Origin of the sequence: Geodermatophilus obscurus, from assembly GCF_900143215.1 — a bacterium.
Classification (GTDB): domain Bacteria; phylum Actinomycetota; class Actinomycetes; order Mycobacteriales; family Geodermatophilaceae; genus Geodermatophilus; species Geodermatophilus obscurus_A.
This window is the reverse complement of the sequence record NZ_FRDM01000011.1, coordinates 95,197-120,759: the sequence shown is the minus strand read 5'-3', so window position 1 is coordinate 120,759 and position 25,563 is coordinate 95,197. Positions and strand designations below refer to the sequence as shown.

At 74.2% G+C, this 25,563-nt stretch carries 23 protein-coding genes; 7 read left to right on the top strand and 16 right to left on the bottom strand.

Translation table 11 applies throughout. From position 1 onward, the window contains the following. Positions 1 to 4: 4 nt before the first annotated feature. Positions 5 to 1,861 (bottom strand): SpoIIE family protein phosphatase, encoded by a 1,857-nt coding sequence (locus BUB17_RS12725; protein WP_072918466.1) that lies wholly within the window; start codon positions 1,859 to 1,861, stop codon positions 5 to 7. A gap of 233 nt (positions 1,862 to 2,094) precedes the next feature. Between BUB17_RS12725 and BUB17_RS12720 the strand changes: the two genes are divergently transcribed. Beyond that, a complete protein-coding gene (locus tag BUB17_RS12720; protein WP_072918464.1) occupies positions 2,095 to 2,592 on the top strand; it encodes an ATP-binding protein in 498 nt (165 codons plus the stop codon). Further along, positions 2,589 to 3,683: an RNA polymerase sigma factor SigF gene (locus BUB17_RS12715; protein WP_072918462.1), complete on the top strand. Its 1,095-nt coding sequence runs from the start codon at positions 2,589 to 2,591 to the stop codon at positions 3,681 to 3,683. The genes BUB17_RS12720 and BUB17_RS12715 overlap by 4 nt, the downstream gene beginning before the upstream one ends. Positions 3,684 to 3,870: 187 nt before the next feature. Here the strand turns inward: BUB17_RS12715 and BUB17_RS12710 are convergent, their stop codons facing one another. Then, positions 3,871 to 5,058, bottom strand: coding sequence for an SPFH domain-containing protein (locus BUB17_RS12710; RefSeq protein WP_072918460.1), 1,188 nt, complete (start codon positions 5,056 to 5,058; stop codon positions 3,871 to 3,873). 93 nt (positions 5,059 to 5,151) lie between these two features. After that, entirely contained in the window at positions 5,152 to 5,595 is a 444-nt protein-coding gene (locus BUB17_RS12705) for an NfeD family protein (RefSeq protein WP_072918459.1), read from the bottom strand. Positions 5,596 to 5,681: 86 nt separating this feature from the next. Here BUB17_RS12705 and BUB17_RS12700 point away from each other — a divergent pair, with 86 nt between their 5' ends. Beyond that, the gene (locus tag BUB17_RS12700) at positions 5,682 to 6,422 is read left to right on the top strand and encodes a hypothetical protein (RefSeq protein WP_072918457.1); all 741 of its coding nucleotides are present in this window, start codon (positions 5,682 to 5,684) and stop codon (positions 6,420 to 6,422) included. A 53-nt stretch (positions 6,423 to 6,475) separates the two neighbouring features. Here BUB17_RS12700 and BUB17_RS12695 read toward each other — a convergent pair whose 3' ends face one another. The 3 genes from BUB17_RS12695 to fabG all read right to left on the bottom strand — a co-directional run bounded on the left by BUB17_RS12695 (position 6,476) and on the right by fabG (position 9,160). Then, a complete protein-coding gene (locus BUB17_RS12695) occupies positions 6,476 to 7,612 on the bottom strand; it encodes a ferrochelatase (protein WP_208983389.1) in 1,137 nt (378 codons plus the stop codon). 67 nt (positions 7,613 to 7,679) lie between these two features. Next, a complete protein-coding gene (fabI, locus tag BUB17_RS12690; protein ID WP_072918456.1) occupies positions 7,680 to 8,456 on the bottom strand; it encodes an enoyl-ACP reductase FabI in 777 nt (258 codons plus the stop codon). Further along, positions 8,456 to 9,160, bottom strand: a complete 705-nt coding sequence (gene fabG, locus BUB17_RS12685; RefSeq protein ID WP_072918454.1) for a 3-oxoacyl-[acyl-carrier-protein] reductase — start codon at positions 9,158 to 9,160, stop codon at positions 8,456 to 8,458. Before fabG ends, fabI begins: the two co-directional genes overlap by 1 nt. Before the next feature lie 132 nt (positions 9,161 to 9,292). Here fabG and BUB17_RS12680 point away from each other — a divergent pair, with 132 nt between their 5' ends. Beyond that, entirely contained in the window at positions 9,293 to 9,943 is a 651-nt protein-coding gene (locus BUB17_RS12680) for a maleylpyruvate isomerase family mycothiol-dependent enzyme (RefSeq protein ID WP_208983388.1), read from the top strand. Positions 9,944 to 10,090: 147 nt separating this feature from the next. Beyond that, the gene (locus BUB17_RS28240; RefSeq protein ID WP_175561354.1) at positions 10,091 to 10,228 is read left to right on the top strand and encodes a hypothetical protein; all 138 of its coding nucleotides are present in this window, start codon (positions 10,091 to 10,093) and stop codon (positions 10,226 to 10,228) included. Between the two features lie 22 nt (positions 10,229 to 10,250). Here the strand turns inward: BUB17_RS28240 and BUB17_RS12675 are convergent, their stop codons facing one another. The 3 genes from BUB17_RS12675 to BUB17_RS12660 form a co-directional block, all read right to left on the bottom strand. Beyond that, positions 10,251 to 11,426 (bottom strand): 3-deoxy-7-phosphoheptulonate synthase, encoded by a 1,176-nt coding sequence (locus tag BUB17_RS12675; protein WP_244277186.1) that lies wholly within the window; start codon positions 11,424 to 11,426, stop codon positions 10,251 to 10,253. 528 nt (positions 11,427 to 11,954) lie between these two features. Then, positions 11,955 to 12,530 carry a dihydrofolate reductase family protein gene (locus tag BUB17_RS12665; RefSeq protein WP_072918452.1) on the bottom strand — a complete coding sequence of 192 codons (576 nt, stop codon included), beginning with the start codon at positions 12,528 to 12,530 and terminating at the stop codon, positions 11,955 to 11,957. A 130-nt stretch (positions 12,531 to 12,660) separates the two neighbouring features. After that, positions 12,661 to 13,071, bottom strand: a complete 411-nt coding sequence (locus BUB17_RS12660; RefSeq protein ID WP_072918451.1) for an ester cyclase — start codon at positions 13,069 to 13,071, stop codon at positions 12,661 to 12,663. A gap of 71 nt (positions 13,072 to 13,142) precedes the next feature. On the opposite strand from BUB17_RS12660, the gene BUB17_RS12655 reads away from it, so the two are divergent. Continuing rightward, on the top strand, positions 13,143 to 14,114 hold the full coding sequence (locus tag BUB17_RS12655; RefSeq protein ID WP_072918449.1) for a quinone oxidoreductase family protein: 972 nt from the start codon (positions 13,143 to 13,145) through the stop codon (positions 14,112 to 14,114). 127 nt (positions 14,115 to 14,241) lie between these two features. Here the strand turns inward: BUB17_RS12655 and BUB17_RS12650 are convergent, their stop codons facing one another. The 7 genes from BUB17_RS12650 to BUB17_RS12620 form a co-directional block, all read right to left on the bottom strand. Beyond that, positions 14,242 to 15,198 carry a VWA domain-containing protein gene (locus BUB17_RS12650; protein ID WP_072918448.1) on the bottom strand — a complete coding sequence of 319 codons (957 nt, stop codon included), beginning with the start codon at positions 15,196 to 15,198 and terminating at the stop codon, positions 14,242 to 14,244. After that, a complete protein-coding gene (locus BUB17_RS12645) occupies positions 15,195 to 16,229 on the bottom strand; it encodes a DUF58 domain-containing protein (protein ID WP_072918536.1) in 1,035 nt (344 codons plus the stop codon). Before BUB17_RS12645 ends, BUB17_RS12650 begins: the two co-directional genes overlap by 4 nt. 26 nt (positions 16,230 to 16,255) lie before the next feature. Then, positions 16,256 to 17,545 (bottom strand): AAA family ATPase, encoded by a 1,290-nt coding sequence (locus BUB17_RS12640; RefSeq protein ID WP_072918446.1) that lies wholly within the window; start codon positions 17,543 to 17,545, stop codon positions 16,256 to 16,258. Positions 17,546 to 17,938: 393 nt separating this feature from the next. After that, positions 17,939 to 19,288: a C40 family peptidase gene (locus tag BUB17_RS12635; protein ID WP_072918444.1), complete on the bottom strand. Its 1,350-nt coding sequence runs from the start codon at positions 19,286 to 19,288 to the stop codon at positions 17,939 to 17,941. Between the two features lie 240 nt (positions 19,289 to 19,528). Next, positions 19,529 to 21,064: an AMP-binding protein gene (locus tag BUB17_RS12630; protein WP_072918443.1), complete on the bottom strand. Its 1,536-nt coding sequence runs from the start codon at positions 21,062 to 21,064 to the stop codon at positions 19,529 to 19,531. 95 nt (positions 21,065 to 21,159) lie between these two features. Beyond that, positions 21,160 to 21,582 carry a DUF1772 domain-containing protein gene (locus BUB17_RS12625; protein ID WP_072918441.1) on the bottom strand — a complete coding sequence of 141 codons (423 nt, stop codon included), beginning with the start codon at positions 21,580 to 21,582 and terminating at the stop codon, positions 21,160 to 21,162. A 157-nt stretch (positions 21,583 to 21,739) separates the two neighbouring features. Continuing rightward, the gene (locus tag BUB17_RS12620; RefSeq protein WP_141243010.1) at positions 21,740 to 22,474 is read right to left on the bottom strand and encodes an SIR2 family NAD-dependent protein deacylase; all 735 of its coding nucleotides are present in this window, start codon (positions 22,472 to 22,474) and stop codon (positions 21,740 to 21,742) included. Positions 22,475 to 22,712: 238 nt separating this feature from the next. On the opposite strand from BUB17_RS12620, the gene BUB17_RS12615 reads away from it, so the two are divergent. Continuing rightward, positions 22,713 to 25,559 carry an aconitate hydratase gene (locus tag BUB17_RS12615; RefSeq protein ID WP_244277185.1) on the top strand — a complete coding sequence of 949 codons (2,847 nt, stop codon included), beginning with the start codon at positions 22,713 to 22,715 and terminating at the stop codon, positions 25,557 to 25,559. The last annotated feature ends 4 nt before the right edge of the window (positions 25,560 to 25,563 follow it).

The following is a 25,563-nucleotide window of genomic DNA, read 5'->3' as shown; positions in this document are numbered from 1 at the left end:
CCCGTCAGCGCAGGTCGACCAGCCCGCCCAGCCCGCTGATCTCGAGGACGTGCCGGGTGACCCCGCCCTCGGCGGCGTGCACCACCAGCCGCCACCCCTCCTCGCCGGCGATCCGTGCCACCGCGAGGACGACGCGCACCGCGGCGCTGCTGAACAGGGTGACCGCGGCCAGGTCCAGCTCGACCCGGCTGGTGCCGCCGTGGCTCGCCTCCAGCAGCCGGATGCGCATCTGCTCGGCGCCGAGCACGTCCACCGCGCCGGTCGCCCGCACCACCGGGCGCTCACCGCTCCGGTCGACGACGACGTCGGCCGCGCTGCTGCCGCCGGGACGGTCTCCGTCGTCCTCGGGGCCGCGGCGCAGCCGCATGCTCAGGGTGACCGTCGTGCCGTGCTCGTCCTGCAGCACCACCCCGTCGACCAGCTGCCGCATGATCAGCAGACCGCGGCCGCGGTCACCGGGGTCGCGGTCCGGCGGGCGCCACCGGCCCTGGTCGCGCACGGTGACGGTGAGCTGCCCGTCGACGTCGACCGCCGCGGTCACCTGCATCCGCCCCGGCTGGACACCGCGGTACGCGTGCTCCGCCGCGTTGGCGGCTGCCTCCCCCACCGCGACCATGACGCCGACCCGGTCCTGCTCGCCCATACCCAGCCCGGCCAACCAGGCACCCAGGTTCCGGCGGACCGTCGGCAGCGCCGCCGGGACGGCCGGCAGGTCGAGCACCAGGGGCTCGGTCGCCTCGGCGCGGCGGTGGGCGACCAGCACGGCGATGTCGTCGGGGCACTCCGCGGCGTCCGTCAGGCCCTCGACGATGGCTGCAGCCAGCTCACCCGGCGCGTCGCCGGCGAGGGCCCCCGGAGCGGTGAGCGCGGCCCGGGACACCCGGGCCAGCCGGTCGAGGCCCGCCGCCGACAGCGAGGCGGCGGTGGCGACGGCGCCGTCGGAGAAGAGCACGAGGGTGGCGCCCTGCGGCAGCTGCGCCGTGGCCGCGGCGGTCGGCACCCCGGGCAGGCTGCCCAGCGGCGGGCGGGGCGCCAGCGGGAGGAACTCGGCACCGCCGTCGGCCTGGACGAGCAGCGGGGCGGGGTGCCCGGCCGCGGCGTAGGTCAGCCGTCCGGTGGCGGCCTCGAGCACCCCGTAGAACACCGAGGCGCCCTCGACGTCCTCCATCTGACCGGCGAAGGCGTCCAGTGCGGCGACCACCGCCGCCGGTGACGGGTCGCGCAGGGCCAGCGAGCGCATCGCCCCGCGCAGCCGGCTCATCGCCCCGGCGGCGGGCACGCCGGAACCCACGGCGTCACCGACCACCAGGGCCAGCCGGCCGCGGCCGAGCGGCACCGCGTCGTACCAGTCGCCGCCCGCGGCGTGCACCGAGCTGGCGCGGTGGTAGCCGCCGGACAGCCGCACGTCCGGCAGCAGCGGCAGGGCCGGGGGCAGCAGCGAGTGCTGCACCTGGTCGACGACGTCCTCCTCCGCGACGGCCGCCACGGCGTGCCCGCTGTCGGTCCGGTCGGCCTCGACGACGACGAGGACGCCCGGCTGCCCTCGCACCTCCAGCGGCTGCAGCACGACGTTCGCGGCCCGGCCCGCGGCGTCGGGTTCGCCGCGCACCGTCTCGGCGCGGCCGCTGCGCGCGACCGATCCGGCCAGCTCGGTGATGCGGCGGCCGGCGACCGTGGCCAGGTCGTGCGGGTTCGCGCCGAGGGCACGGGCACGGGCGTTGGCCCAGACCGGCTCCAGGGCGGTCCCGGCCAGGCACCAGATCGCGGCGGAGGCGGCCTCCAACGCCGCGACGAGCGCGGCCCCGCCGGCGTCGTCCACGGGTGCGGCCCCGGAGCCCGGGCCCTCCTGGCTGGCGTTCATCTCGGGCCAGCGAACCGCAGCCCCCAGAGGGCTGCAACCGCGCCTCCTGCGCGTATGACCTGGGGTTTGACCTGCGCGGGAGACGGGGTAGACCTCCTCTTCAGGCGCACCGCTCGACCGGGCCGGGCACGACGTCGCGGCCGGTCGGGCAGGATGGGTGCGAACCGCGCGGAACCCGGGTCCCATGACGCCGGGCACGCGGTCGCCATGCGAGGAAGAGGAGCGGACGACGGATGGTGGACTTGAGGGGTGCCCTCGCGCAGGACGGGCGGCGCGCCGAACGACTGGAACTGCGGGTGCCCACCACCCCCACGCAGCTGCCCGCCGTGCGCGCCATGGCCGGTGACCTGGCGATGCGGATGGACTACGACCTCGACGCGGTGGAGGACCTCCGGCTGGCCGTGGACGAGGCCTGCGCGACGCTCTCCGCGATCGTCTCCGACGACCGCCGGCTGACCGTGGTCTTCGAGACCACGCGCCAGGGCCTGCACATCGACGCCTGGGTGCCCACGGCCGAGGGCACCGACGTCCCCCGCGACGGCTTCGGCTGGGCGGTGCTGCACACGCTGGTGGACAAGGTCGAGGCCGGCCGCGGCACCCAGGCCACCGTGCCGGCCGGCGACGGCGGGAGCTCGCCGGTCGCCGTCATCTCCATGGACAAGTACCTCCCGGGCCAGCACCCGGACAAGCTGCTCGGGGACTCGGGCCAGAACGTCTCGGTCGTGCGGTGACCGGGGCGGTAGCCCCGGAGCCCACGACCGTCGAGGAGGACACCCTGCGCGACGACGAGAACCCGACCGGCCCGCGGGGCACGGAGGGGAAGGTCGCGTCCGAGGAGCTGCCCGTCGTGGTGCCCGACCCGCGCAGCGAGGTCGTCCCCATGCCGGACGCCGACGCACCGCCCGGGCGCGTCGCAGCCGACGACGACCCGACCGACGACGACCCGACCGACGACGTCGAGCCCGAGGCCGACGCCACCGACGCGTCCGACGAGGACTCGGTCGACGAGGACGGGAGCGGGTCGACCGGCACCAGCTCGCCCGCCGTCCCGCCGATGTCGGAGAACCGGAAGCGGGCCGAGCGCACCGCGCCGCTGTTCGCCGAGCTGGCCACGCTGGACAAGGACGACCCGCGCCGTGAGCGGCTGCGTGAGGTCCTCGTCGAGGAGCACCTGCCGCTGGTCCGGCACTTCGCCCGCCGCTTCAGCAACCGCGGCGAGCCCTTCGACGACCTGCTGCAGGTCGGCACCCTCGGCCTGATCGCGGCCATCGACCGGTTCGACCCGAGCCGCGGGGTGGAGTTCCTCTCCTTCGCCGTCCCGACGATCACCGGTGAGATCAAGCGGCACTTCCGCGACCAGGGCTGGTCGGTGCGGGTGCCGAGGCGGCTGCAGGAGCTGCACCTGTCGCTGAACGCGGCGGTCGGTGAGCTGGCGCAGAAGAACGGCCGTGCGCCGACGCCCTCCGAGCTCGCCGAGCACCTGGGCATCCCCCGCGCGGAGGTGCTCGAGGGGCTCGCCGTCGCCAATGCCTACCGCAGCAGCTCCCTCGACGAGCGGCTCTCGGGCGAGGACGACTCGCCCACCCTCGCCGCCACCCTCGGCGAGGAGGACTCCGCCCTGGAGGGCGTGGAGTACCGCGAGTCGTTGCAGCCGCTGCTGGCCACCATCCCGGCCCGCGAACGGCGCATCCTCATCCTGCGGTTCTTCGGCAACATGACCCAGTCGCAGATCGCCGCGGACATCGGCATCTCGCAGATGCACGTGTCCCGGCTGCTCAGCCAGACCCTGGCCAAGCTCCGCGAGGGCCTGCTCAAGGACTGATCGAGGACTGATCGAGGCCTGATCGAGGCCTGATCGAGGCCTCGCGGCCGCCCGCGGACGTCGATCACGGGGTTGTGGCGCGGGGCGGGCGGCGCGTCCGCGCGTGTCCCCTGCCACAACCCCGTGATCGACTCGCGGGTGGCGGTCTCGCGGCGACGATCGCGGTGGCGGTCTCGCCGGCGACCGGTCAGGGACGGGGCTGGACCTCCCCGCCGGTGGTCTCCTGCTCGGCGGCGCGGGCCAGGGACGTGGTGTCCGGGATCTCCGGTGCGGCGACGACCGGCGCGGCGTCCGCGATGCTCGACAGCTCGATCCTCGCCTCCGGCTGGTCGGCGGCCCGCGGCAGCGCGGACTCGAACCAGCCGGAGGTGTCCATCTCCGCCGTCGGCCGGCTCGCGCCGTCCCGGGACGGGTCGACGTCCATCCAGGACCGCCCGTCGCCGTCCGCCCCGCCCAGCTTGGCCAGGCCGTCCAGGGCCTTGCTGAACTCGCTCGGGACGATCCACATCTTGTTCGCGTCGCCCTGCGCGATCTGCGGCAGCGTCTGCAGGTACTGGTAGGCCAGCAGCCCCTGGTCGGGCTTGCCGTCGTGGATCGCCTGGAACACCGTCTCGATCGACTTGGCCTGGCCCTGCGCCTGCAGGTACAGCGCCGCCCGCTCGCCCTCGGCGCGCAGGATGCGGCTCTGCCGCTCGGCCTCGGCCTCCAGGATCGCCGCCTGCTTCTTGCCCTCGGCGGAGAGGATCGCCGAGGCCTTCTGCCCCTCGGCGGTGGTGATGGCCGACTGCCGGGCACCCTCGGCCGTCAGGATGATGGCCCGCTTGTCGCGGTCGGCCCGCATCTGCTTCTCCATCGAGTCGCGGATGGACGGCGGCGGGTCGATCGCCTTGATCTCCACCCGCGCGACGCGCAGACCCCACGGCCCGGTGGTGCCGTCGAGCACCTCGCGCAGCTGGCTGTTGATGCCGTCGCGGCCGGTCAGCGCGCCCTCGAGGTTGAGCCCGCCGACGACGTTGCGCAGCGTCGTGGTGGTGAGCTGCTCCATGCCCTGGATGTAGTTCGCGATGCCGTAGGTCGCCAGCCGCGGCTCGGTCACCTGGAAGTAGACGACCGTGTCGATGCCGACCTGCAGGTTGTCCGAGGTGATCACCGGCTGCGGCGGGAAGGAGATCACCTGCTCGCGCAGGTCGATGGTGGCCCGGACGCGGTCGATGAAGGGGACCAGCAGCGACAGGCCCGGCGAGAGCGTGCGGCTGTAGCGGCCGAGCCGCTCGACGACCTTGGCCTGGGCCTGCGGCACGATCGTCACGCTCTTGGCGACGACGACGACCAGCAGCAGGGCGATCACGATGAGAGCGATCAGTGCGGGTGTCACGGTTACGCTTCCTCCTCCGGTTCGTGGTGCCGATCCTGCACCGTTCCGGTGACGGTGCGGTCACGGCGCTGCGCACGGTCCCCCACGGGAGGGTCACTCCAGCTCGAAGGCGTCCCCGACGACGGCGGTGGCGCCGTCCACCTGCAGGATCCGCACCGTCGCGCCGACCGGGAACCGATCGGCGCCGTACTGGCTGCGGGCGGTCCACTCGTCGGCGCCGAGGCGGATGCGGCCCCCGTGCCCGTCGACGGGCCGGGTGACCTTCGCGGTCCGGCCGACCAGCGCGGCGACGCCGTCCGGCTGCTCGGGGGTGCCCTGGGTGAGGTGGCGCTTGGCCAGTGGCCGGACCACCGCCACCAGCAGCGCCGCGACCACGACGAACGCGGCCAGCTGCAGGACGACCGGACCGCCGAGCAGCGCGACCCCGACGCCGCCGATCGCCCCGCCGGCCAGCATCAGCAGGAACAGGTCTCCGCTGGCCAGCTCACCGGCGGCGAACAGGCCCGACGCGATCAGCCACAGCAGCCAGGCGTCCACGTCCGCACTCTGCCAGATCCGGACCGCGATGGAATGGATCTCAACCGGATCGTCATCTCGATCGGGGCCCGGCATAACCTCGCCAGGTGCACGACTTCCCCGCGGGCCGGTTCGCGGTGTGGGCGACCGCCTGGCTCACCGGCCGCGCCTCCTACGACGACGCCCTCGACGCCCTGGTGGGGGACACCGCACACCGGGTCGCCGGCCTGCCCGGCACCGACGGGGCCGTCCCCCTCGGCTGGGCACTGAGCGCTCTGCGCAGCGCCGGGGAGACCCGGATCCGCCTGGTGCTGCCGGTGCCCGGCGACGTGTGCGGGCTGCCGCGCGTCCCGGGCCTCGTCGAGCCGGCGGTGGAGGCCGGGCAGGCCGCCGTCGGCGAGCACCTCGCGCTGGTGCCCGAACCGCTGGGCCCCGAGGCCGTGCAGTGGACGGCGTTCGACCTGACCGGCGCCCCGCCGGTGCCGCCACCGGTCGAGGGGTCGCTGCGCGCGGTGTCCGGTGCGCTGGACCTCGCCGTCGGCGACGCGGCCCGCACGTTGGCCGACCTCGACCTGGCGCGGTGGCACCCGGAGGTCCCGGCGCTGCTGGCCGGACTGGCGAAGGCGGCGCACGTGCCGGGGATGCCCCCGGGCACGGACCCGCTGGCGATGTCGCTGCTGGCGCGGGCCCAGCGGCTGGCGACGGTGCTCGACCTGGCGCTCAGCGACGCCCCCGGCGGCGCGGTCAGCCACCGCCAGGCCGCCGCCCGCGACGACGCGCTCCGCCCGCTGGGCGACGCCGTGCGCGAGGCGGTCACCGCCGCCTACAACGCCGTCCCCCGCCCGTGAGCACCGGCAGGTGGCTGCGCCCGACGGGATGTCGGGCGGCCACCTGCCGGTGATCACGACGCCGGGCGGGCCGACCTCGCGACGAAGCAGCACGACGCCGGGCAGTTGGTGCCCAGCCGGGGCTCCCCCCCGGCGCGGCGCTCCCGCAGCAGCTCCACCAGCGAGCGGACGAACGCCGGATGGGTCCCGGCGGTCGCGGCACGGGCGAACGCCAGCCCGAGCGCCTCGGCGGTCCCCTTCGCCTCGTTGTCGAGGTCCCAGATGACCTCGAGGTGGTCGCTGACGAAGCCGACCGGGAACAGGACCACGGCCTGCTCCCCCGCCGCGGCCAGCGCGCGCAGGTGGTCGTTGACGTCCGGCTCCAGCCACGGCACCGACGGCGGGCCGCTGCGGCTCTGCCACACCAGGTCGACGGACCGGCCGGGTGCGGCGGCGTCGACCACCAGCCGGGCTGCGGTCATCAGCTCCGCCTCGTAGGCGTGCCCCTCGGGCCCCGCGACGGCGGCCATCGTGTCGGGGATGGAGTGCGCGGTGGCCACCAGCCGCGCGGTGCCGCGGACCTCCTCGGGCAGCGACGCGATCGCGGCGGCCAGCGCGTCGGCGTTGGCCTGCACGAAGCCGGCGGCGTCGAAGTAGTGCGGCAGCTTCTCCGCGGTCGGGCCGCCTGGGCGGGTGGGGGACGACACCGCGATCCGGGCCCGGGCGATGTCCTCGTGGTACTGCCGGCAGCCGGAGTACGAGGCGTACGCCGAGGTGGCGAGGACGTAGACGTGCTCGATGCCGTCGTCGGCCAGCTGCTGCCAGGTGTCCTCGACGTAGGGCGCCCAGTTGCGGTTGCCCCAGTAGACCGGCAGCTCGACGCCGGCGGCGGCGAGGTCGGCCTCGACCGCGGCGATCAGCGCCTTGTTCTGGTCGTTGATCGGGCTGACGCCGTCGAAGTGGTGGTAGTGCTCGGCGACCTCCTCCAGCCGCTCGGGCGGGATCCCGCGGCCGCGGGTCACGTTCTCCAGGAACGGCATGACGTCGTCGTGGCCCTCGGGGCCGCCGAAGGAGAGCACCAGCAGCGCCTCCCGTCGTCCGGCGGGGGCGGGGTCGGCCGACGGCGGGACGCCGCCGTTGTTGCGGACGGCCAGTGAGGGGTCCTGGTCGGGTCGCTGGCCGGGGTTGATGTCGACGGTGACGCGGGGCACGGACGTCCTTCTCGCTACGGGGCGCCGGCGGATGCACTCCCACGCCGACGGCGGAACTCTGTGACCTTCACACGCCTACGGCGTGGAACCCCCCGTCGACGTGCACGATCTCGCCGGTGGTGGCGGGGAACCAGTCCGACAGCAGCGCGACGACGGCCTTGCCGGCGGGCTCGGTGTCGGTGACCGACCAGCCGAGCGGAGCGCGGCCTTCCCACGCCTCCTCGAACTGGGCGCTGCCGGGGATGGACTTCATGGCCATGCTGCGCAGCGGGCCGGCGGCGACGATGTTGGACCGCACGCCCTCGGGGCCGAGCTCGCGCGCCACGTACCGGGAGGTCGACTCCAGCGCCGCCTTGGCCGCGCCCATCCAGCCGTAGACCGGCCAGGCGACGGACGCGTCGAAGGTCAGCCCGACGACCGAGGACGGGTTGGCGAGCAGCGGCCGGCAGGCCTGGGTGAGTGAGGCGTAGGACCAGGCCGAGACCTGGAACGCCGTCGCCGCGTGCTCCCAGGCGACCTCGGGGAAGCCCTCCCCCATCGCCTCCTGGGGCGCGAACCCGATCGAGTGGACGACGCCGTCGAGGGCGTCGAAGCCCGCCTCGCGCAGCCGGTCGGCCAGGGTCGACAGGTGCTCGGTGTCCGTGACGTCGAGCTCGACGACGGCGGCCTCCTGCGGGAGCCGCTTGGCGATCCGCTGGCACAGCGACAGGGCGCGGCCGAAGTTGGAGAGGACGACGCTGGCGCCCTGCTCCTGCGCGATCCGGGCGGTCGCGTACGCGATCGAGGTCTCGGTGAGGACCCCGGTGACCAGGATCTTCTTGCCCTCGAGGATGCCGCCGCTCATCAGTGCCCCATTCCCAGTCCGCCGTCGACCGGGACGACCGCCCCGGTGATGTAGCCGGCCGCGTCGCTCGCCAGGAAGCGCACCACGCCGGCGATCTCCTCCGCCGAGGCGTACCGCCCCAGCGGCACCTGGCCGAGGATCTCCTGCTGCCGCTTCTCCGGCAGCTGCGCCGTCATGTCGGTCTCGACGAAGCCGGGTGCCACCACGTTGGCGGTGATGCCCCGGCTGCCCAGCTCGCGGGCGATGGACCGCGCCAGACCCACGAGACCGGCCTTCGACGCCGCGTAGTTCGTCTGCCCGGCCGAGCCCAGCAGGCCCACGACCGAGGAGACGAAGACCACGCGGCCGCTCCGCGCGCGGACCATCTTGGCCGCGGCCCGCTTGGCGACCCGGTAGGCGGCGGTGAGGTTGGCGTCGAGGACGTCGGTGAAGTCCTCCTCCTTCATCCGCATGAGCAGCCCGTCGCGGGTGATGCCGGCGTTGCTCACCAGCACCTCGACCGGCCCCTGGTGCTCCTCGACCTCGGTGAACGCCCGGTCGACCGCCGCGGCGTCGGTGACGTCGCACTGCACGCCGAACAGGCCCTCGGGGGCGCCGCTGCCACGGTGGGTCACCGCCACCGCGTCGCCCTGCTCGGCGAACGCGCGGGCGATCGCCAGCCCGATCCCGCGGTTCCCGCCGGTCACGAGCACCGATCTCGCCACGTGCCACCCCCTGCGCCGGTCCGTCCGGTCCGGCTCCCGAACCTAGTCGGTCGGCGCAGGTCACACCTGGTCACCGGCGGCAGGCCCGGCCGCGACCGATGAGTTCCCGGGCGAGGTGTGGTCGGCAGGACCATGAGCACCCCGCCCGTCCTCCCCCGTCCCGCCGTCGACGCCGCGGTCTCCGCCGAACGTCACCGTCTCGCCGACTTCGTCGCCGACCTCACCGAGGAGCAGTGGGCGACGCCGTCGCTGTGCGCCGCCTGGACGGTGCGCGACGTCATCGCACACCTCACGGTCACGACCAGGCTGACCGTGCCCCGGCTGCTGTGGGCGGCGGTGCGGGCCCGGGGCAGCTTCGACCGGATGGAGGTCGACCTGGCGGCGCAGCGGGCCGAGGCGTACAGCCCCGCGGAGCTGGTCGCGCAGCTGCGCCAGAGCGCCGCCTCCACGCGGAGGTTCCCCGGCAGCACCCCGATGGACCCGCTCATGGACCTGGTCGTCCACGGTCAGGACATCGCGCGGCCGCTGGGCCGGCGTCTCGTGTCACCCCCGGACGTGGTGGCGGCCTGCCTGGCCTACGTCGCTCCGAACCGGTTCATGGGCGGGCCGCAGCGACTGGCCGGGGTGCAGCTGGTGTCGACCGACACCGGGTGGGCCCACGGCGACGGGGCCGCGCTGCGCGGACCCGACATCGACCTGCTCCTGGTGGCGGCGGGACGACGCGCCGGCCTCGACGGGCTGGAGGGGCCCGGCGCCGCGGTGCTGGCCGCGCGCCTGGGCTGAGGGCCGTTCGCCACCACCGCGTCACCGCGCTGCCGGACGGCACGGTGCTCGGGTTCGGGCCGCTGGTCGACGACCCCGCCGTGTGGCCTCGTTCCTCGCCGACCCGAGGGGGCGGGGGCGCACGTCGTCCTGCTCGACGGCACCACGGTGCTCACGTCGGCGAGCGCGCCGGCCACCCGGGCGCTGCTCGAGGCCCGGGGGCTGCGGGTCGTGGCGGTCGACATCTCCGAGTTCCAGAGGCTCGAGGGCTGCGTGACCCGCCCGTCGGTGCGCCTGCGCGGCTGACCGGGCGGTCCCGGCCTCGTGCTCAGCCGGGTGCGGGCGCCGTCCTGCTGCCGGCCCCGCGCCGTGCCCGGACGGCCTCGGCCAGCTCGGCCAGCACGACCTCGGTCGTCCCGGGATCGACGCAGGCGTCGGTGACGCTCACGCCGTACTCCAGCCGCTCGGGGTGCTCGCGGTCGAGGTCCTGCCTCCCGGCGACCAGGTTGCTCTCCACCATCACGCCGCGGATCGCCTGCTCGCCGCCGGCGATCTGCCCGGCCAGGTCCCGCACGACGCCGATCTGGCGCCGGTGGTCCTTCTGGCTGTTGCCGTGCGAGGCGTCGACGACGACCACCTCCGGCAGCCCGCGCTGAGCCAGCTTCCGCTTCGTGCCGGCGATGTGCGCGGCGGAGTAGTTGGGGCCGCCCTTGTCGCCGCGCAGGATGACGTGCGCGGTGTCGTTGCCGGTGGTCGCCAGCTGGGCGCTCACCCCGTGGGAGTCGACGCCGAGGAACTCGTGCGGAGCCCGCGCCGTCAGCACGGCCGAGACGGCGGCGTCGATGCTCCCCTCCGGGGAGTTCTTGAAGCCGACGACGGACGAGAAGCCCGACACCCGCTCCCGGGCGGTCTGGTCGGTGACGTTGCGCGCGCCGACGCCGTTGTAGGTGACCAGCCCGTTGACGTACTGCGGCGTGAGCGCGTTCAGCGGCTCGGCCGCCACCGGCACGCCCAGGGCCGTGATGCGGCACATGAGCAGCCGGGTCGCGACCAGCCCGACGCTGATCCGGCTGGACCCGTCGAGGAACGGGTCGTAGGCGAACCCCTTCCAGTCGACCTCGGTCCGCGGCTTCTCGGTGTAGGTCCGCATCAGGATCTCGAGGTCGCCCGCGTGCCGCTCCCGCATGCGGGCGAGGAAGGCGGCGTACTCGAGTGCGGCCTCCGGGTCGTGGATCGAGCAGGGGCCGGCGATGACGGCCAGGCGGTCGTCGAGGCCGGTGACGATGCCGGTCACGGCGCGACGCCCGGCTCTCGTCGTGGCGGCGGACTCGGCCGACAGCGGGACGACGGTCGCCACCGCGGCCGGGGTGACCACGACGCTCAGGCCGGTGATCCGGGTGTTCACCAGGCCGGAGAGGTCGACGCCGTCCGCCGGGGAGACACCGAGTCGCTGCTGGACCCCGGGCAGCAGCTCCGTCAGCGCGGCGTCGACCTGCCCGTTCACCCGCGTCTGGACGTCGAGCAGGAGGTCGGCGATCCGCGTCGCCGCGTCCAGGATCTGGTCAACCGGGATGGGAGGCCTCCTCGTCGTTCCCGCCCGTCGCGACCCGACGGGGCCGCCCGCCGCTCGGGCGGCTCGGCGCGCACCGGTGAGCCAACCACAGCGGGTGGACCGGGGACGCCGCCGAGCGGTCCGCAGCCCGGCCTCAGCCTCACGTGCATGCGAGCCGTGCAGATCACCCGCTTCGGCGGCTCCGAGGTCCTCGACGTCGTCGACCTCCCCGACGCCGTCCCCGGCGACGGCCAGCAGCTCTGCGAGGTGAGCTCATCAGGCGTCGACTTCGCTGGTACTCACCACGCCCTGTCGCGAGGGCAGGGGATCAGGGCCGTTCGGTCACGGCCGACGTCTGCTGACGAGTGGTCTCACATGACTCGTCGTCGCACGCGTAGTCCAACCGTTCGCATTCCACGGACCCCCGGTCCGCCATCCGCTGGTCGTCCGTGCGGCCGGCTCGACCGCGATCCCCACGGGTCAATGGAGGGTGGGTCGGTAGACGAGCTCCTGGATGCGGCCGTCGAGTGTCCGGCTCTCGACGAGCTCGAGGTCGAAGTCGGCCGCACCCCGGAAGATCGGGGCCACCCCGGTCCGACCGGTGATCACGGGGAAGATCGTCACCTGGACGCGGTCGACCAGGCCGGCGGCCATCAGCGCCCGGTTCATCGACAGGCTGCCGTGCGAGCGCAACGGCACCTCGGACTCCTCCTTGAGCCGGGCGACGACATCGACGGCGTTCCCCCTCACGACGGTCGCGTCCGGCCAGTCGAGGGGCTCGTGCAGCGTCGTCGACACCACCGTCGCGGGCATGCCCCACATCCGGGTGACCCACGGGTCACGCACCTCGGACTCCTCGGTGCTCGAGGCCAGCATCTGCACGAACTGCCGGAACGTGGTGGCTCCGAAGACCATCCGCTGCTCGTCGCCGAACAGGTCGAGACGGTGGTCGAGCAGTTCGGGGCCCTGCTTGCCCCAGTAGCCGGTCCAGTCGGCGCTGGCGGCGCCGTAGCCGTCGAGGCTGGAGAAGACGTCGAACGTGTAGGTCGCGGTCATCTCGTTCTCCTCCGAAGCGCTTGGTCCCTGTGGGTACGGACCGGGACCACTGCGGGAACTGATCGCCGCCGACCGGCCACGGCGTCGTGAGGCGCCCAGGTGCGGAACGGCACAGCACCCGTGTTCCGGACTAGCGGGACAGCGGCCAGCCCCCGACCTGTGCGAGGAGTCCGACGTCGTCGCGGCAGGCCCAGTGCTCGACGATCGAACCGTCCGCGACCCGCCAGATGTGGATGAACTCCCACGCGACGGCGTCCCCGGTCGGGGTCAGCTCGGCGAGCAGCGGCATCGTCGACGCCACGTGGCGCCCGTGCATCGTGAGGTGCACGACGACGAGACCACCCTGGGCCACGACGCGATGGATCGTCGCCGTCGGGTGGTCCAGGTCGTGGTCGAGCGTCGCGAGGGTCTGGCGCAGGCCCTCGCGGCCCTGCGGCCCCGCCGCGTGCTGGACGAGGTCCTCGGCGACGAGACCGAGTGCGGAGCCGTCTCGGAGATCCACGCCCCGGTGAAAGGCCAGCACGGTCTCTTCGGGCGTCATCGCGTCATCACACACCCGGCAGCGTCGGGCGTGCCTGATCGACGTCCTCCTCAGGGCCATAGCCTCACTTCATGCGAGCCGTGCAGATCACCCGCTTCGGCGGCCCCGAGGTCCTCGACGTCGTCGACCTGCCCGACCCCACGCCGGGCGAGGGACAGCAGCTCTTCGACGTCGCCACCGCCGGCGTGAACTACGCCGACACCCACCAGATCGAGGACAGCTACCTGGCCGCCCAGCGGCTGCCGCTGGTGCCGGGCGCGGAGTTCGTGGGGACGCCGGGCGGTGGCGGTCCGCGGGTGGTCGGCCTGCTCGACGGCGGCGGCTACGCCGAGAAGGTCGCCGCGCACCCGCGGCTGACCTGGCAGGTGCCCGACGGGGTGACCGACGAGCAGGCGCTGGCCGTCGTCCTGCAGGGCAGCACCGCCTACCACCTGCTGCGCACCAGCGCGCACCTCGCCGCCGGGGAGACCGTCGTCGTCATCGCCGGCGCCGGCGGCGTCGGGTCGCTGGCCGTCCAGCTGGCCCGCCGCTGGGGTGCCGGCCGGGTGATCGCCACGGCGTCCAGCCCGGAGAAGCGGGCGCTGACCGAGGAGCTCGGCGCCGACGCGGCGATCGACCCGGCCCTGGCCGACGACGACCCGAAGACCTTCACCGCCGCGCTGCGCGAGGCCAACGGCGGCCGGCCGGTCGACGTCGTCCTGGAGATGACCGGCGGCAACGTCTTCGCCGGTTCGCTGTCCGCGCTGGCCCCGTTCGGCCGGGTCGTCACCTACGGGATGGCCGCCCGCCAGGAGACCGCCGCCGTCCCGCCGGGGGCGCTGATGCAGAAGAGCCGCGCGGTCATCGGCTTCTGGCTGGCGCACTGCATGGCCCGGCCGGCGATGCTGGACGACGCGATGACCGAGCTGCTGCCGCTGGTGGCCGACGGCGCGCTGCGCCCGGTCATCGGCGGGCGCTATCCGCTGACCGCCGTCCGGGAGGCGCACCAGGACCTGCTCGCCCGCCGCACCACCGGCAAGCTCGTCCTCGACCCCGCCCGCTGAGCACCGGCGCCAGGGACCTGGCCGCCGCCCACCCCGTCCTCTCCGACGCTCGGGCGCTGCTTCGGATGCGAAGCAGCGCCCGAGCGTCGAGGAGAAGAGTCGTACTCCGCCCGGCGGTGCGGCTCGCCTACAGCAGCCGGTTGGTCCAGAGCAGGCTGAGGACGACGCCGAGCAGCGCGAAGAGCACGCCGCCGCGGACGAACCAGTAGCTGACGTCGCGCGGCTCGGTCGTGTAGCCGATCTGGCTGCCGAGGTCCTGGTAGACCTGCTCGAGCTCGGCGGCGCTGGCGGCCTCGCTGTAGCTGCCCCCGGTCTGGTCGGCGATCTCCTCGAGCGTCGCGCGGTCCACCGGTACCGGCACCCGCTCGCCGTCGAGGTCCAGGGTGCCGTAGTCGGTGCCGAAGGCGATCGTGGAGACCGGGATGCCGGCGTCGAGCGCGGCGGAGACGGCCTGGGTGTCGGGGCGGCCGACGGTGTTGTAGCCGTCCGACAGCAGCACGATCCGCGCCGGCGGCACCTCCTCGCCGTCGGCGTCCAGCGACGACTGGAAGTTCTCGATCGCGGTCAGCGAGGTGAACACCGCCTCGCCGATCGCGGTGGACTCGGCCAGCTCCAGGTTGTCGATCGCGGTGCTCACCTGGCCGCGGTCGGTGGTCGGGGTGACCACGGTGGTGGCGGTGCCGGCGAAGGACACCAGCCCGAGGTTGATCCGGTCGGGCAGCACGTCGACGAACTCCTTGGCCGCCACCTGCATCGCCTCGAACCGGCTCGGCTCGATGTCCGTCGCCTGCATCGACAGCGACACGTCGACGGCCATGACCACCGTGGCGCGCTCCCGCGGCACCCGCACCTCGGTGCTGGGCACCGCCAGGGACACGATCAGCGCGGCCAGCCCCAGCGCGACCAGCCCGAAGGCCAAGTGCCGCCGCCAGCCGGGCCGCTTGGGCACCAGCGTGCCGAGCAGCGCGACGTTGGTGAACCGCGCGGCGTAGGCCTTGCGGCGCAGCTGCAGCACCACGTAGAGCGCCACCAGCGCGACGACGGCCAGCAGGCCGAGCAGCCACCAGGGGGCCTGGAAGGTCATCGGGAGGCTCCTCCGCTGCCGGCACGCCGGCGGTCTGCGACGAACCGGACGACGTCCATGAGCCAGTCGCGGTCCGTGCGCAACTGCAGGTGCCCGGCGCCGGCGCGGCGCAGGGCGGCGGCGATCGCCCGCCGCTGGGCCGCGGCCCCCTCGGCGAAACGGGCCCGGAAGGCGGCGTCGCCGGTGGGCACCTCGAGGGTCTGGCCGCTCTCGGGGTCGACGACGGTGAGCAGTCCGACGTCGGGCAGCTCCAGCTCGCGCGGGTCGACGACCTCGATGGCCAGCAGCTCGTGCCGGGCTCTCAGGCCCCGCAGCGGGCGCTCCCAGTCGGGGACTCCTGATGCGTCGGAGCCCAGGAAGTCCGACACGACGACGACCAGGCCGCGGCGGCGCGGCGGACGGCGCAGCGACTCCAGCGCGGCGGCGAGGTCGCCGCGGCGTCCGCCCTCGGCCCGCGGGGTCGCGACGACGGCGCGCAGCAGCCGGTCGGCAGCCAGCCGGCCGGCGGTGGCCGGGTAGCGGTCGACCCGCTCGCCCGTGGTGACGACGGCGCCGAGCCGGTTGCCGCCGTGCACGGTGAGGTGGCTGACCGCGGCCAGCCCGGCGATCGCCAGGTCCCGCTTGGTGCAGGCTGCGGTGCCGAAGTCCAGGCTGGCGGACAGGTCGACCACCGCCCAGGTCTCCAGCTCGCGGTCGGCGATCGTCTCGCGGACGTGTGGCACCTGGGTGCGCGCGGTCACCGGCCAGTCCATCCGCCGGACGTCGTCACCGGGGTGGTAGGTCCGCGAGTCACCGGCCTCGGTGCCCGAGCCCGGGACCAGCCCCAGGTGGTCGCCCTGCAGCAGGCCGTCGAGCCGGCGCCGCACGGTGAGCTCCAGCCGCTGCAGCAGGACGTCGGCCGGGCCCTCGCCGAAGTGTGGCGGGGCCCCGCCGGACCCGGACGGGTCGGCACGGCCGCCCGTCCCCGGGTCGATGCCGGAACCCGGGGTGGGTGCGGAGCCGGCCCGCTCCGGGGCCTGTTCCGGGGTCATGGCGCCGCCGGACCGGCGACGCAGGATCACGCCGGCGCGGAGCCGCGGTCGGCGCCGTTGGCGGACACGTCCGGGCGCCCCTGCAGCGCCGGGCCCGGCTGACCCGGCCCGCCGAACGGCCCGCCGGCCGGCACCGGACCGGGCTGACCGGGAGGGAGCACCCCGGGGCCGCCGAAGGGCTGATCGGGCAGGCCGTACTGCGGGACGGGCGGGCCGAACTGCGGCGCGCCGAACGGCGGCGCGGTCGGCACCGAGGGCCCGCCGGGGCTGCCCGGGCCGAAGCCGCCGGAGCGCTGGCGCGGAGCCACCTGCGGCAGCGGCACGGTCTGCAGGATGCGCTTGACCACGTGGTCGGCGGGCACGCCGTCGGCCAGCGCGTCGTAGGAGAGCACCAGCCGGTGGCGCAGCACGTCGGCGGTGACGTCGAGGACGTCCTGCGGCAGCACGTAGTCGCGGCCGCGGACCAGCGCCAGCGCCCGGCTGGCGGCGATCAGCCCGAGGGAGGCGCGCGGGCTGGCGCCGTAGGACACCCACGAGGCGACGTCGTCCATGCCGTGCTCGCGCGGCGCGCGCGTGGCGACCACCAGCCGGACGACGTAGTCGACCAGCGCGTGGTGCACGAACACCTGGGACGCGGTGCGCTGCATGCGGATCAGGTCGTCGGGCCCGAGGACGGTCTCGGCCACCGGCGGGGTCGAGCCCATCCGGTAGATGATCTCCCGCTCCTCCTCCGGGCTCGGGTAGTCGACGAGCACCTTCATCAGGAAGCGGTCGCGCTGGGCCTCGGGCAGCGGGTAGACGCCCTCGGACTCGATGGGGTTCTGCGTGGCCAGCACGAGGAACGGGTCCGGCAGCGGGTGGGTCACGCCGCCGATGGACACCTGGCGCTCGGCCATGACCTCCAGCAGCGCCGACTGCACCTTCGCCGGCGCCCGGTTGATCTCGTCGGTCAGCACGAAGTTGGCGAACACCGGGCCGAGCTCGGTGTCGAAGGCGTCCTGCCCGGCCTTGTAGATGCGGGTGCCGATGATGTCGGCCGGCACCAGGTCGGGGGTGAACTGGAGGCGGGCGAAGCGGCCGCCGACGACGGTGGCCAGCGTCTCGACGGCGAGGGTCTTGGCGACGCCGGGGACGCCCTCGAGCAGCACGTGCCCGCGGGCCAGCAGCGAGACGAGCATCCGCTCGACCAGCCGGTCCTGGCCGACGATCACCCGTTTGATCTCGAACAGCACCCGCTCCAGGCGGGCGGCGTCGACCGATGGCGGGACCGGCTGCCCGCTGGACTGCTCGAGGGGGGTGCTGGCGGCGCTGCTCACGGAACTCCCTGATCGTGCCGGTCCACGGCCTCGGTCCCAGGGGGCACCGCGAGGCCGGCGACGGACGGCGTGCCCGTCCCCGCCAGTGTCCTACACGTTCCTGCACAGCAGCTGGCGCGCACGCGGACGAGCCGACCGGACACCGAGAGTGGCCGACACCGGCAGTCCGTGCACCGCGTGCGCAGCCCTGCCTGCAGCCTCCGCTGACTGCTAGCCTCGGTGCTGCGTCGGGCAGCTCCCCCCGTGGCTGCCCGACGCCCCATCTCTCGGCCCCGTCCCAGGTCCCGCCCCATCTCTCGGCCCCGCCCCGAGCCTGGCGACGTGCTGGAACGGGCACCCTCCAGGGTCCCGCCGCCTGAGCTCGCGAGGCGTGGGGGGAAGGGTGGTCCTCTTTCAGGCCGTCGGCCGCACCGCGCCGTAGTAGTCGCTGCCGAACCACATCGCCGAGATCCGCACGACGTCCCCGCTCTGCGGCGCCTGGACCACCTGACCGCCGCCGATGTAGAGCGCCACGTGGTAGATCGACCGGTGGTCCGCGGTCTCGCCCCAGAACACCAGGTCGCCGGGCTGCAGGTCGCCGGCGGCCACGGTCCGGTCGCGGAAGCGCCAGTACTGCTCGCGGCTGGTGCCACCGATCCGGATGCCGGCCTGCGCGTAGGCGTACTCGGTGAGCCCCGAGCAGTCGAACCCGTAGACCGCCGTGTCCGGCGGGATGCCGTAGCTCGGGCCGTTGCCGTTGCCGCCACCCCAGCTGTAGGGCAGTCCGCGCTGGCTCGTGGCCGCCGCGATGGCCCGGTCCACCACGGACCCCGTGGGCGCGCCGGCCGTGGTGCCGGTGCCGGTCGGCGCCCCGCCGCCGGAGGACGGCGACGAGGACGAGCGCGACGACGACGGGGAACCGTTCGACGAGGGCCGGGGGGACGAGCCGCTCGACGCGGCCGGAGCCGCCGGCGGGCGGGCCTGCGCCGCCTCGGCCGCGGCCTCCGCGGCAGCAGCCGCGGCCGCGGCACCCTGGGCGCCGTAGAGCACCTCCTGGGCCTCCGCCAGCTCGGCCTCCAGCACCTCGCGCCGGTCGGCGAGCTCGGCGGCCTGGGCCCGCGCCGAGACCTCCTGCGACTGGGCACTGGACAAGGACTCCGCCGCCGCGGCCTCGGCCGCGCCGGCCGCCTGCACCGCCACCTGCGCGGCCTCGTCGGCCGCGGCGGCCTCCTGCTCCAGAACGGTCAGCTCGGCGACGACGTCGCCCCGGTGGCCGCCCGCGGCCTCCAGCAACGCGGCCCGCTCCACCAGTTGCGCGGGCCCCTCGGCGGTGACCAGCGCGGCCGCCCCGGGGTTCGAGCTGCCCTGCATGTAGCTCGACCGTGCGAAGGCGACCACCTCGTCGCGGCCGCGACCCAGCTCGGCGGCGGCCCGCTCGGCTGCCCCGGCGGCGGCGTCGGCAGTGGCTCGCGCCTCCTCCTGGGCGGCGCGGCGCACCTCGTACTCCTGCAGCGCGAGCTGCGCACCCCGGCGGGCGGCGTCCACCCGCTCCTGGGCCTGGGCGAGCTGCGCGCCGATCTCGCCGACGCGGGCGGCCGCGGCGTCGCGCCCCGCCTGGGCCGCGGCCACCTGGTCGCCGGGCGCGGCCACGGCCGTCCCCGGGACCAGGCCGGCCAGCACCAGGGCGGTGACCGCCGTCCCGGCTCCACGCACCAGCCACCCGGAGCGCCTCGGATGGCTCTCCCGCTCGTCCGTCCTGCCCACGTCCGACCTTCCCCACGACCTCGTCGACCGGCGCCCGGAGGCGCACTCCGGTGCCGGAACGACGACATCAGGGAAGGAGTTGAGCGGGCACTCCCCACATGGGGGGACGCCGCTGCCGGAACTTGGGTGTCAGCCGGGTGTTCGAGCGCGGCCCCGTCCCGGGCCTGGGTGGGGTGCTGGAACGGCCACCCCTCAAGGGCCTGGTCCGGGCCTGCGGAGCGTGGCGCAAGGGTGGTCCTGCTAGTTCACCTGGCGGTCGGAGTCCGACCAGAAGGCCTCGCGCAGCTTGAACTTCTGGATCTTGCCGGTGGCCGTGCGGGCGATCTCGTCCCGGAACTCGACCCGCTTCGGCGTCTTGTAGGGGGCGATCCGCTGCCGGCAGTGGGCGATGATCTCCTCGGCCGTCGCCTGCTGCCCCTCGGCGAGCACGACGACGGCGGTCACCATCTCGCCCCACTTCTCGTCCGGGATGCCGATGACCGCGACCTCCGCGACCGCCGGGTGGCTGAAGACGGCGTCCTCCACCTCGATCGACGAGACGTTCTCGCCGCCGGTGATGATCACGTCCTTCTTGCGGTCGGTGACGACGACGTAGTTGTCCTCGTCGATCGTGCCGCCGTCCCCGGTGTGGAACCAGCCGCCCTCGAGCGCCTCGGCGGTGGCGTCGGGGTTCTGCCAGTAGCCGGCCAGGACGGTGTTGCCCTGGGCGAGCAGCTCACCGGACTCGCTGACGGCCAGCCGGGTGCCCAGCGCCGGGGCGCCTGCCCTGGACAGCTTCTTCGCGCGCTCCTCGGGGTCGAGGTCGTCGTACTCGGCGCGCGGCCGGTTGATGGTGATCAGCGGCGCGGTCTCGGTGAGGCCGTAGATCTGGTTGAACTCCCAGCCGAGCTCCGCCTCGATCCGCGCGATCGTCTTCGAGGGCGGCGGGGCGCCGGCGACGATGATCCGTACCCGGTCGCGCCCGGGGACCTCGCCGTCCCACTCGGCCGCCGCGTCCAGGACGGCGTTCCACACCGCCGGGGCCCCGGCCATGACGGTCACGCCCTGCTGCTCGACCCGCCGCAGGATCTCCGCGCCGTCGACCTTGCGCAGCACCACCTGACGGGCACCCAGGCCGGCCGTGCTGTAGGGCAGGCCCCAGCCGTTGCAGTGGAACATCGGCAGCGTGTGCAGGTAGACGTCGCGGTCGGACAGCTGCATGTGCATGGCGAAGGTGACCGCGTTGACCCACTCGTTGCGGTGGGTCATCTGCACGCCCTTGGGCCGGGCCGTCGTCCCGCTGGTGTAGTTGATCGTGGCGGTGGCGTCCTCGTCGGGCTCCGACCACGGCACCGGCTCGGTGTCGAAGCGCAGCAGCTGCTCGTACTCCTCGCCGGTGGTGAACCGGTGCTCAGCCTCCACCCGCTTGAGCGAGGCCTCCAGCTCCGGGTCGACCAGGAGCACCCGCGCGCCGCTGTGCCCCACGATGTAGCTCACCTCGTCCGGCTGCAGCCGGAAGTTCACCGGGACGACGACCCGCCCGGACGACGGCAGCGCCAGCAGGCACTCCAGCAGCCGGCCGGCGTTGTGGCTGACGACGGCGATCCGCTCGCCCGCTCCCACGCCCAGCGCGTCGAGCCCCGCCTGCAGCGCGCGCCCGCGCCGGGCGATCTCCCGGTAGCTGAGCTCGCCGAGCGATGGCGCGGGCTGGTTGGGCTCGTCCACGATGCCGACCCGGTCGCCGTAGATCAGCTCGGCGCGGTCGAGGAAGTCTCGGGTGGTCAAGGGCACGCGCATGCGGGGCTCCCGGGTCCTCGGGCCGGCCAACCGGCCGGCCGCTCGACGTGGTACCCGTCACGCTAGCGGCCCGTCCGGGTCCGGTGGTCCCCGGCTCAGCCGAGCAGCGCGGCCAGCGCGGCGGCGGTCCCGGCCGTGGCCGCGACCGCACGGACGGTGTCGACCCGCAGCAGCCGCCGGTACGCCGCGTCGTCCCACGCCGCCCCCAGCCGGCGGTGCAGCGGGACGGCGCCCAGCGCGGTGGCCGCCAGGACGACGGCCAGGCAGGCGGCGCCCACGAGCACCGGCAGCACCGGCGTCCCCTGGAGCCGGTCGGCGAGCAGCCACAGCGTCGTGACGCCCTGACCGGCGAACAGCGGGCCCACGACCAGGCTGATCCGCTGCTGGTGGCGGCGCTCGTAGGCCGGGAACACCGCCGGCGGGACGAGCGCGAACTGCGGGTAGACCAGCGCCCGCACCGTCCACTGGAAACCGGCGTAGGCGGCGGTCAGCGCCAGGTGGACGGCGAGCAGGGTCACGGTGTCCGCCGGCCTGGCTGGCCTCCCTGCAGGGTCCCGACGCGAGCTTGCGAGCGGTGGGGGGCAGGGAGGTCCTCGACCCAGCGGCCCTCCCGCGCCCGTCGCGGCAGCTCGTCGTCCACCAGCTGGCGGTAGCGGGCGTACAGGTCCGCCCTGCTCACCCGGCGAGCAGCCGCGGCAGCGACGTCCCGATCGGCTCGCGCACGACCAGGTCGGCCAGCCAGTCGTAGGGGGTCGGCTCGGCGTTGACGACGACGACCCGCGCCCCGGACTGCTGGGCCAGGTCGGTCAGCCCGGCGGCCGGGTGCACGGTCAGCGAGGTGCCGACGGCGAGGAACACGTCGCAGTCGGTGGCCGCCTCCGCCGCCGCCTCGACGACCGCCGGGTCGAGCGCCTGGCCGAAGCTGACCGTCGCGGACTTGAGGATGCCGCCGCAGATCCGGCAGGCCGGGTCCGGTTCCCCGGCGTCGACTCGGGCGAGCGCCTCGGCCATCGTCGTCCGGTCCCCGCAGGCCAGGCACTGGACGGCGTGCACCGTGCCGTGCAGCTCGAGCACCAGCTCCGGCGAGGACCCGGCCGCCTGGTGCAGCCCGTCGACGTTCTGGGTCAGCAGCGCCCGCAGCCGGCCCTGGCGCTCGAGGTCAACCAGCGCGCGGTGGCCGGCGTTGGGGCGGGCGTCGGGCGCGGTGTCGCGGCGCATCAGCCAGGCGCGGCGGCGGATGTGGGGGTCGGCCACGTAGCAGGACAGCGTCACGAGCTTCTCGGCGTCCGGGTCCCTGGTCCACACGCCGTTCGGCCCGCGGTAGTCGGGGATGCCGCTGTCGGTGGAGATGCCCGCGCCGGTGAGCACGGTCACCCGCCGGGCGTCGGCCAGCCAGCCGGGGTGCGTCACGTCGTCCACCGTAGGAGCCCCTCCCCCGACGATCAGCCCGGATCCCCGTTGCGGCTCCCGGCTCGGCACCGGTGCCGAGCCGGGAGCCGGATCGATCGGCTCACCTGCTCACCGGGAGACCACGGCGGGCTCCTCGGGGGAAGGGAAGGGTCGCCTCACCTCTGCAGGATGGCGGGGCCCTGGGATGATGCAGGGTGGCAAGCAGCGCGGACGACAGCTGAGGGGTAGGCGCAGAGAAGTGGCAGCCAGCAAGGACAGCTTCGGAGCGCGGGCGACGCTGAGCGTCGACGGCACCGACTACGACATCTACCGGCTCGACGCGGTGGAGGGCTCCGAGAAGCTGCCCTTCAGCCTCAAGGTCCTCCTGGAGAACCTGCTCCGCACGGAGGACGGCGCGGACATCACCGCCGACCACGTCCGGGCGATCGCGAACTGGGACCCGAACGCCGAGCCCGACCAGGAGATCCAGTTCACCCCGGCCCGGGTGGTGATGCAGGACTTCACCGGCGTCCCGTGCATCGTCGACCTGGCCACCATGCGCGAGGCCATGGCCGAGATCGGCGGCGACCCGCAGAAGATCAACCCGCTGGCCCCGGCCGAGCTGGTCATCGACCACTCCGTCATCGCCGACGTCTTCGGCACGCCGGAGTCCTTCGAGCGCAACGTCGAGATCGAGTACCAGCGCAACGGCGAGCGCTACCAGTTCCTCCGCTGGGGCCAGGGCGCCTTCAGCGATTTCAAGGTCGTCCCGCCGGGCACCGGCATCGTCCACCAGGTCAACATCGAGCACCTGGCCCGCGTGGTCTTCCCGCGCCAGGAGGGCGACCGCGTGGTCGCCTACCCCGACACCTGCGTGGGCACCGACAGCCACACCACGATGGTCAACGGCCTGGGCGTGCTGGGCTGGGGCGTCGGCGGCATCGAGGCCGAGGCGGCGATGCTCGGCCAGCCGGTGTCGATGCTCATCCCGCGGGTCGTGGGCTTCAAGCTCACCGGCGAGCTGCCCGACGGCGCCACCGCCACCGACCTGGTGCTCACGATCACCGAGATGCTGCGCCAGCACGGCGTGGTGGGGAAGTTCGTCGAGTTCTACGGCGAGGGCGTCTCGGCCGTACCGCTGGCCAACCGCGCCACGATCGGCAACATGAGCCCGGAGTTCGGCTCGACCGCGGCGATGTTCCCCATCGACCAGGAGACCATCACCTACCTGCAGCTGACCGGCCGCAGCCGAGAGCAGGTGGCGCTCGTCGAGGCCTACGCCAGGGAGCAGGGCCTCTGGCACGACCCGTCGCGCGAGCCGGCGTTCTCCGAGTACCTGGAGCTCGACCTCGCCACCGTCGTCCCGTCGATCGCCGGCCCCAAGCGGCCGCAGGACCGCGTCGCCATCACCGAGGCCAAGCCCGCCTTCCGCGCCGCGCTGGCCGACTACGTCCAGGCCGACCAGACCGGTGGCGACGACCGCAAGCCCGGCGTCCCTGCACAGGAGAAGCCGTTCGGCGTCCAGTCGTCGGTCGACGAGGCGTCGGCGGAGTCCTTCCCGGCCTCGGACCCGGCCGCCCCGTCCGAGCACGGCAACGGGGCCGAGGGGCAGCCGCACCACTACGACCACGCCCCCGTGGCCGAGCGCCCCTCCAAGCGGACGAAGGTCGTCATGGAGGACGGCACCGAGACCTTCGTCGACCACGGCCACGTGGTCATCGCCGCGATCACCTCCTGCACCAACACCTCGAACCCGCAGGTGATGATCGGCGCCGCGCTGCTGGCGAAGAACGCCGTCGAGCGCGGGCTGACCAGCAAGCCGTGGGTGAAGACGACGCTGGCCCCCGGGTCCGCGGTCGTCATGGACTACTACGAGAAGGCCGAGCTCACCCCGTACCTGGAGAAGCTCGGCTTCTACCTGGTCGGCTACGGCTGCACCACCTGCATCGGCAACTCCGGCCCGCTGCCCGAGCCGGTCAGCCAGGCGGTCAACGAGGCCGACCTGGCGGTGGTCTCGGTGCTGTCGGGCAACCGGAACTTCGAGGGCCGGATCAACCCCGACGTCAAGATGAACTACCTGGCCAGCCCGCCGCTGGTCATCGCCTACGCGATCGCCGGGTCGATGGACGTCGACCTGAACAACGACCCCCTGGGTCAGGACGCGGACGGCAACGACGTCTTCCTGCGCGACATCTGGCCCTCCCCGCAGGAGGTCCAGCGGGTCATCGACCGGACCGTCTCGGCGGAGATGTTCGACCGCAGCTACGCCGACGTCTTCGCCGGCACCGAGCAGTGGCAGAACCTGCCCACGCCGACCGGCGACACCTTCGCCTGGGACCCGGAGAGCACCTACGTCCGCAAGCCCCCGTACTTCGAGGGCATGCCGGCCGAGCCGGCCCCGGTGCAGGACATCACCGGCGCCCGCACCCTCGCCGTGCTCGGTGACTCGGTGACCACCGACCACATCTCACCGGCCGGATCGATCAAGGCCGACAGCCCGGCCGGGACGTACCTGCGCGAGCACGGCGTGGAGCGGCGTGACTTCAACTCCTACGGCTCCCGGCGCGGGAACCACGAGGTGATGATCCGCGGCACCTTCGCCAACATCCGGCTGCGCAACCAGCTGGTGCCCGGCACCGAGGGTGGGGTCACCAAAAACCACCTCACCGGCGAGACCACGTCGATCTACGAGGCCTCGCAGGCCTACCAGGAGCAGGGCATCCCGCTGGTCGTGCTGGCCGGCAAGGAGTACGGCTCCGGTTCCTCGCGCGACTGGGCGGCCAAGGGGACGGCGCTGCTGGGCGTCAAGGCGGTCATCGCCGAGAGCTACGAGCGGATCCACCGCTCCAACCTCATCGGCATGGGCGTGCTGCCGCTGCAGTTCCCGGCCGGCCAGGACCGCGAGTCCCTCGGCCTGACCGGCGACGAGGAGTTCACCATCACCGGGATCACCGCGCTCGACGACGGCGAGACGCCGCGCACGGTGAAGGTCGAGGCGGGCGACGTGGAGTTCGACGCCACCGTCCGGATCGACACCCCCGGTGAGGCGAACTACTACCGCAACGGCGGGATCATGCAGTACGTGCTGCGCTCGCTGCGCGGCTGATCTC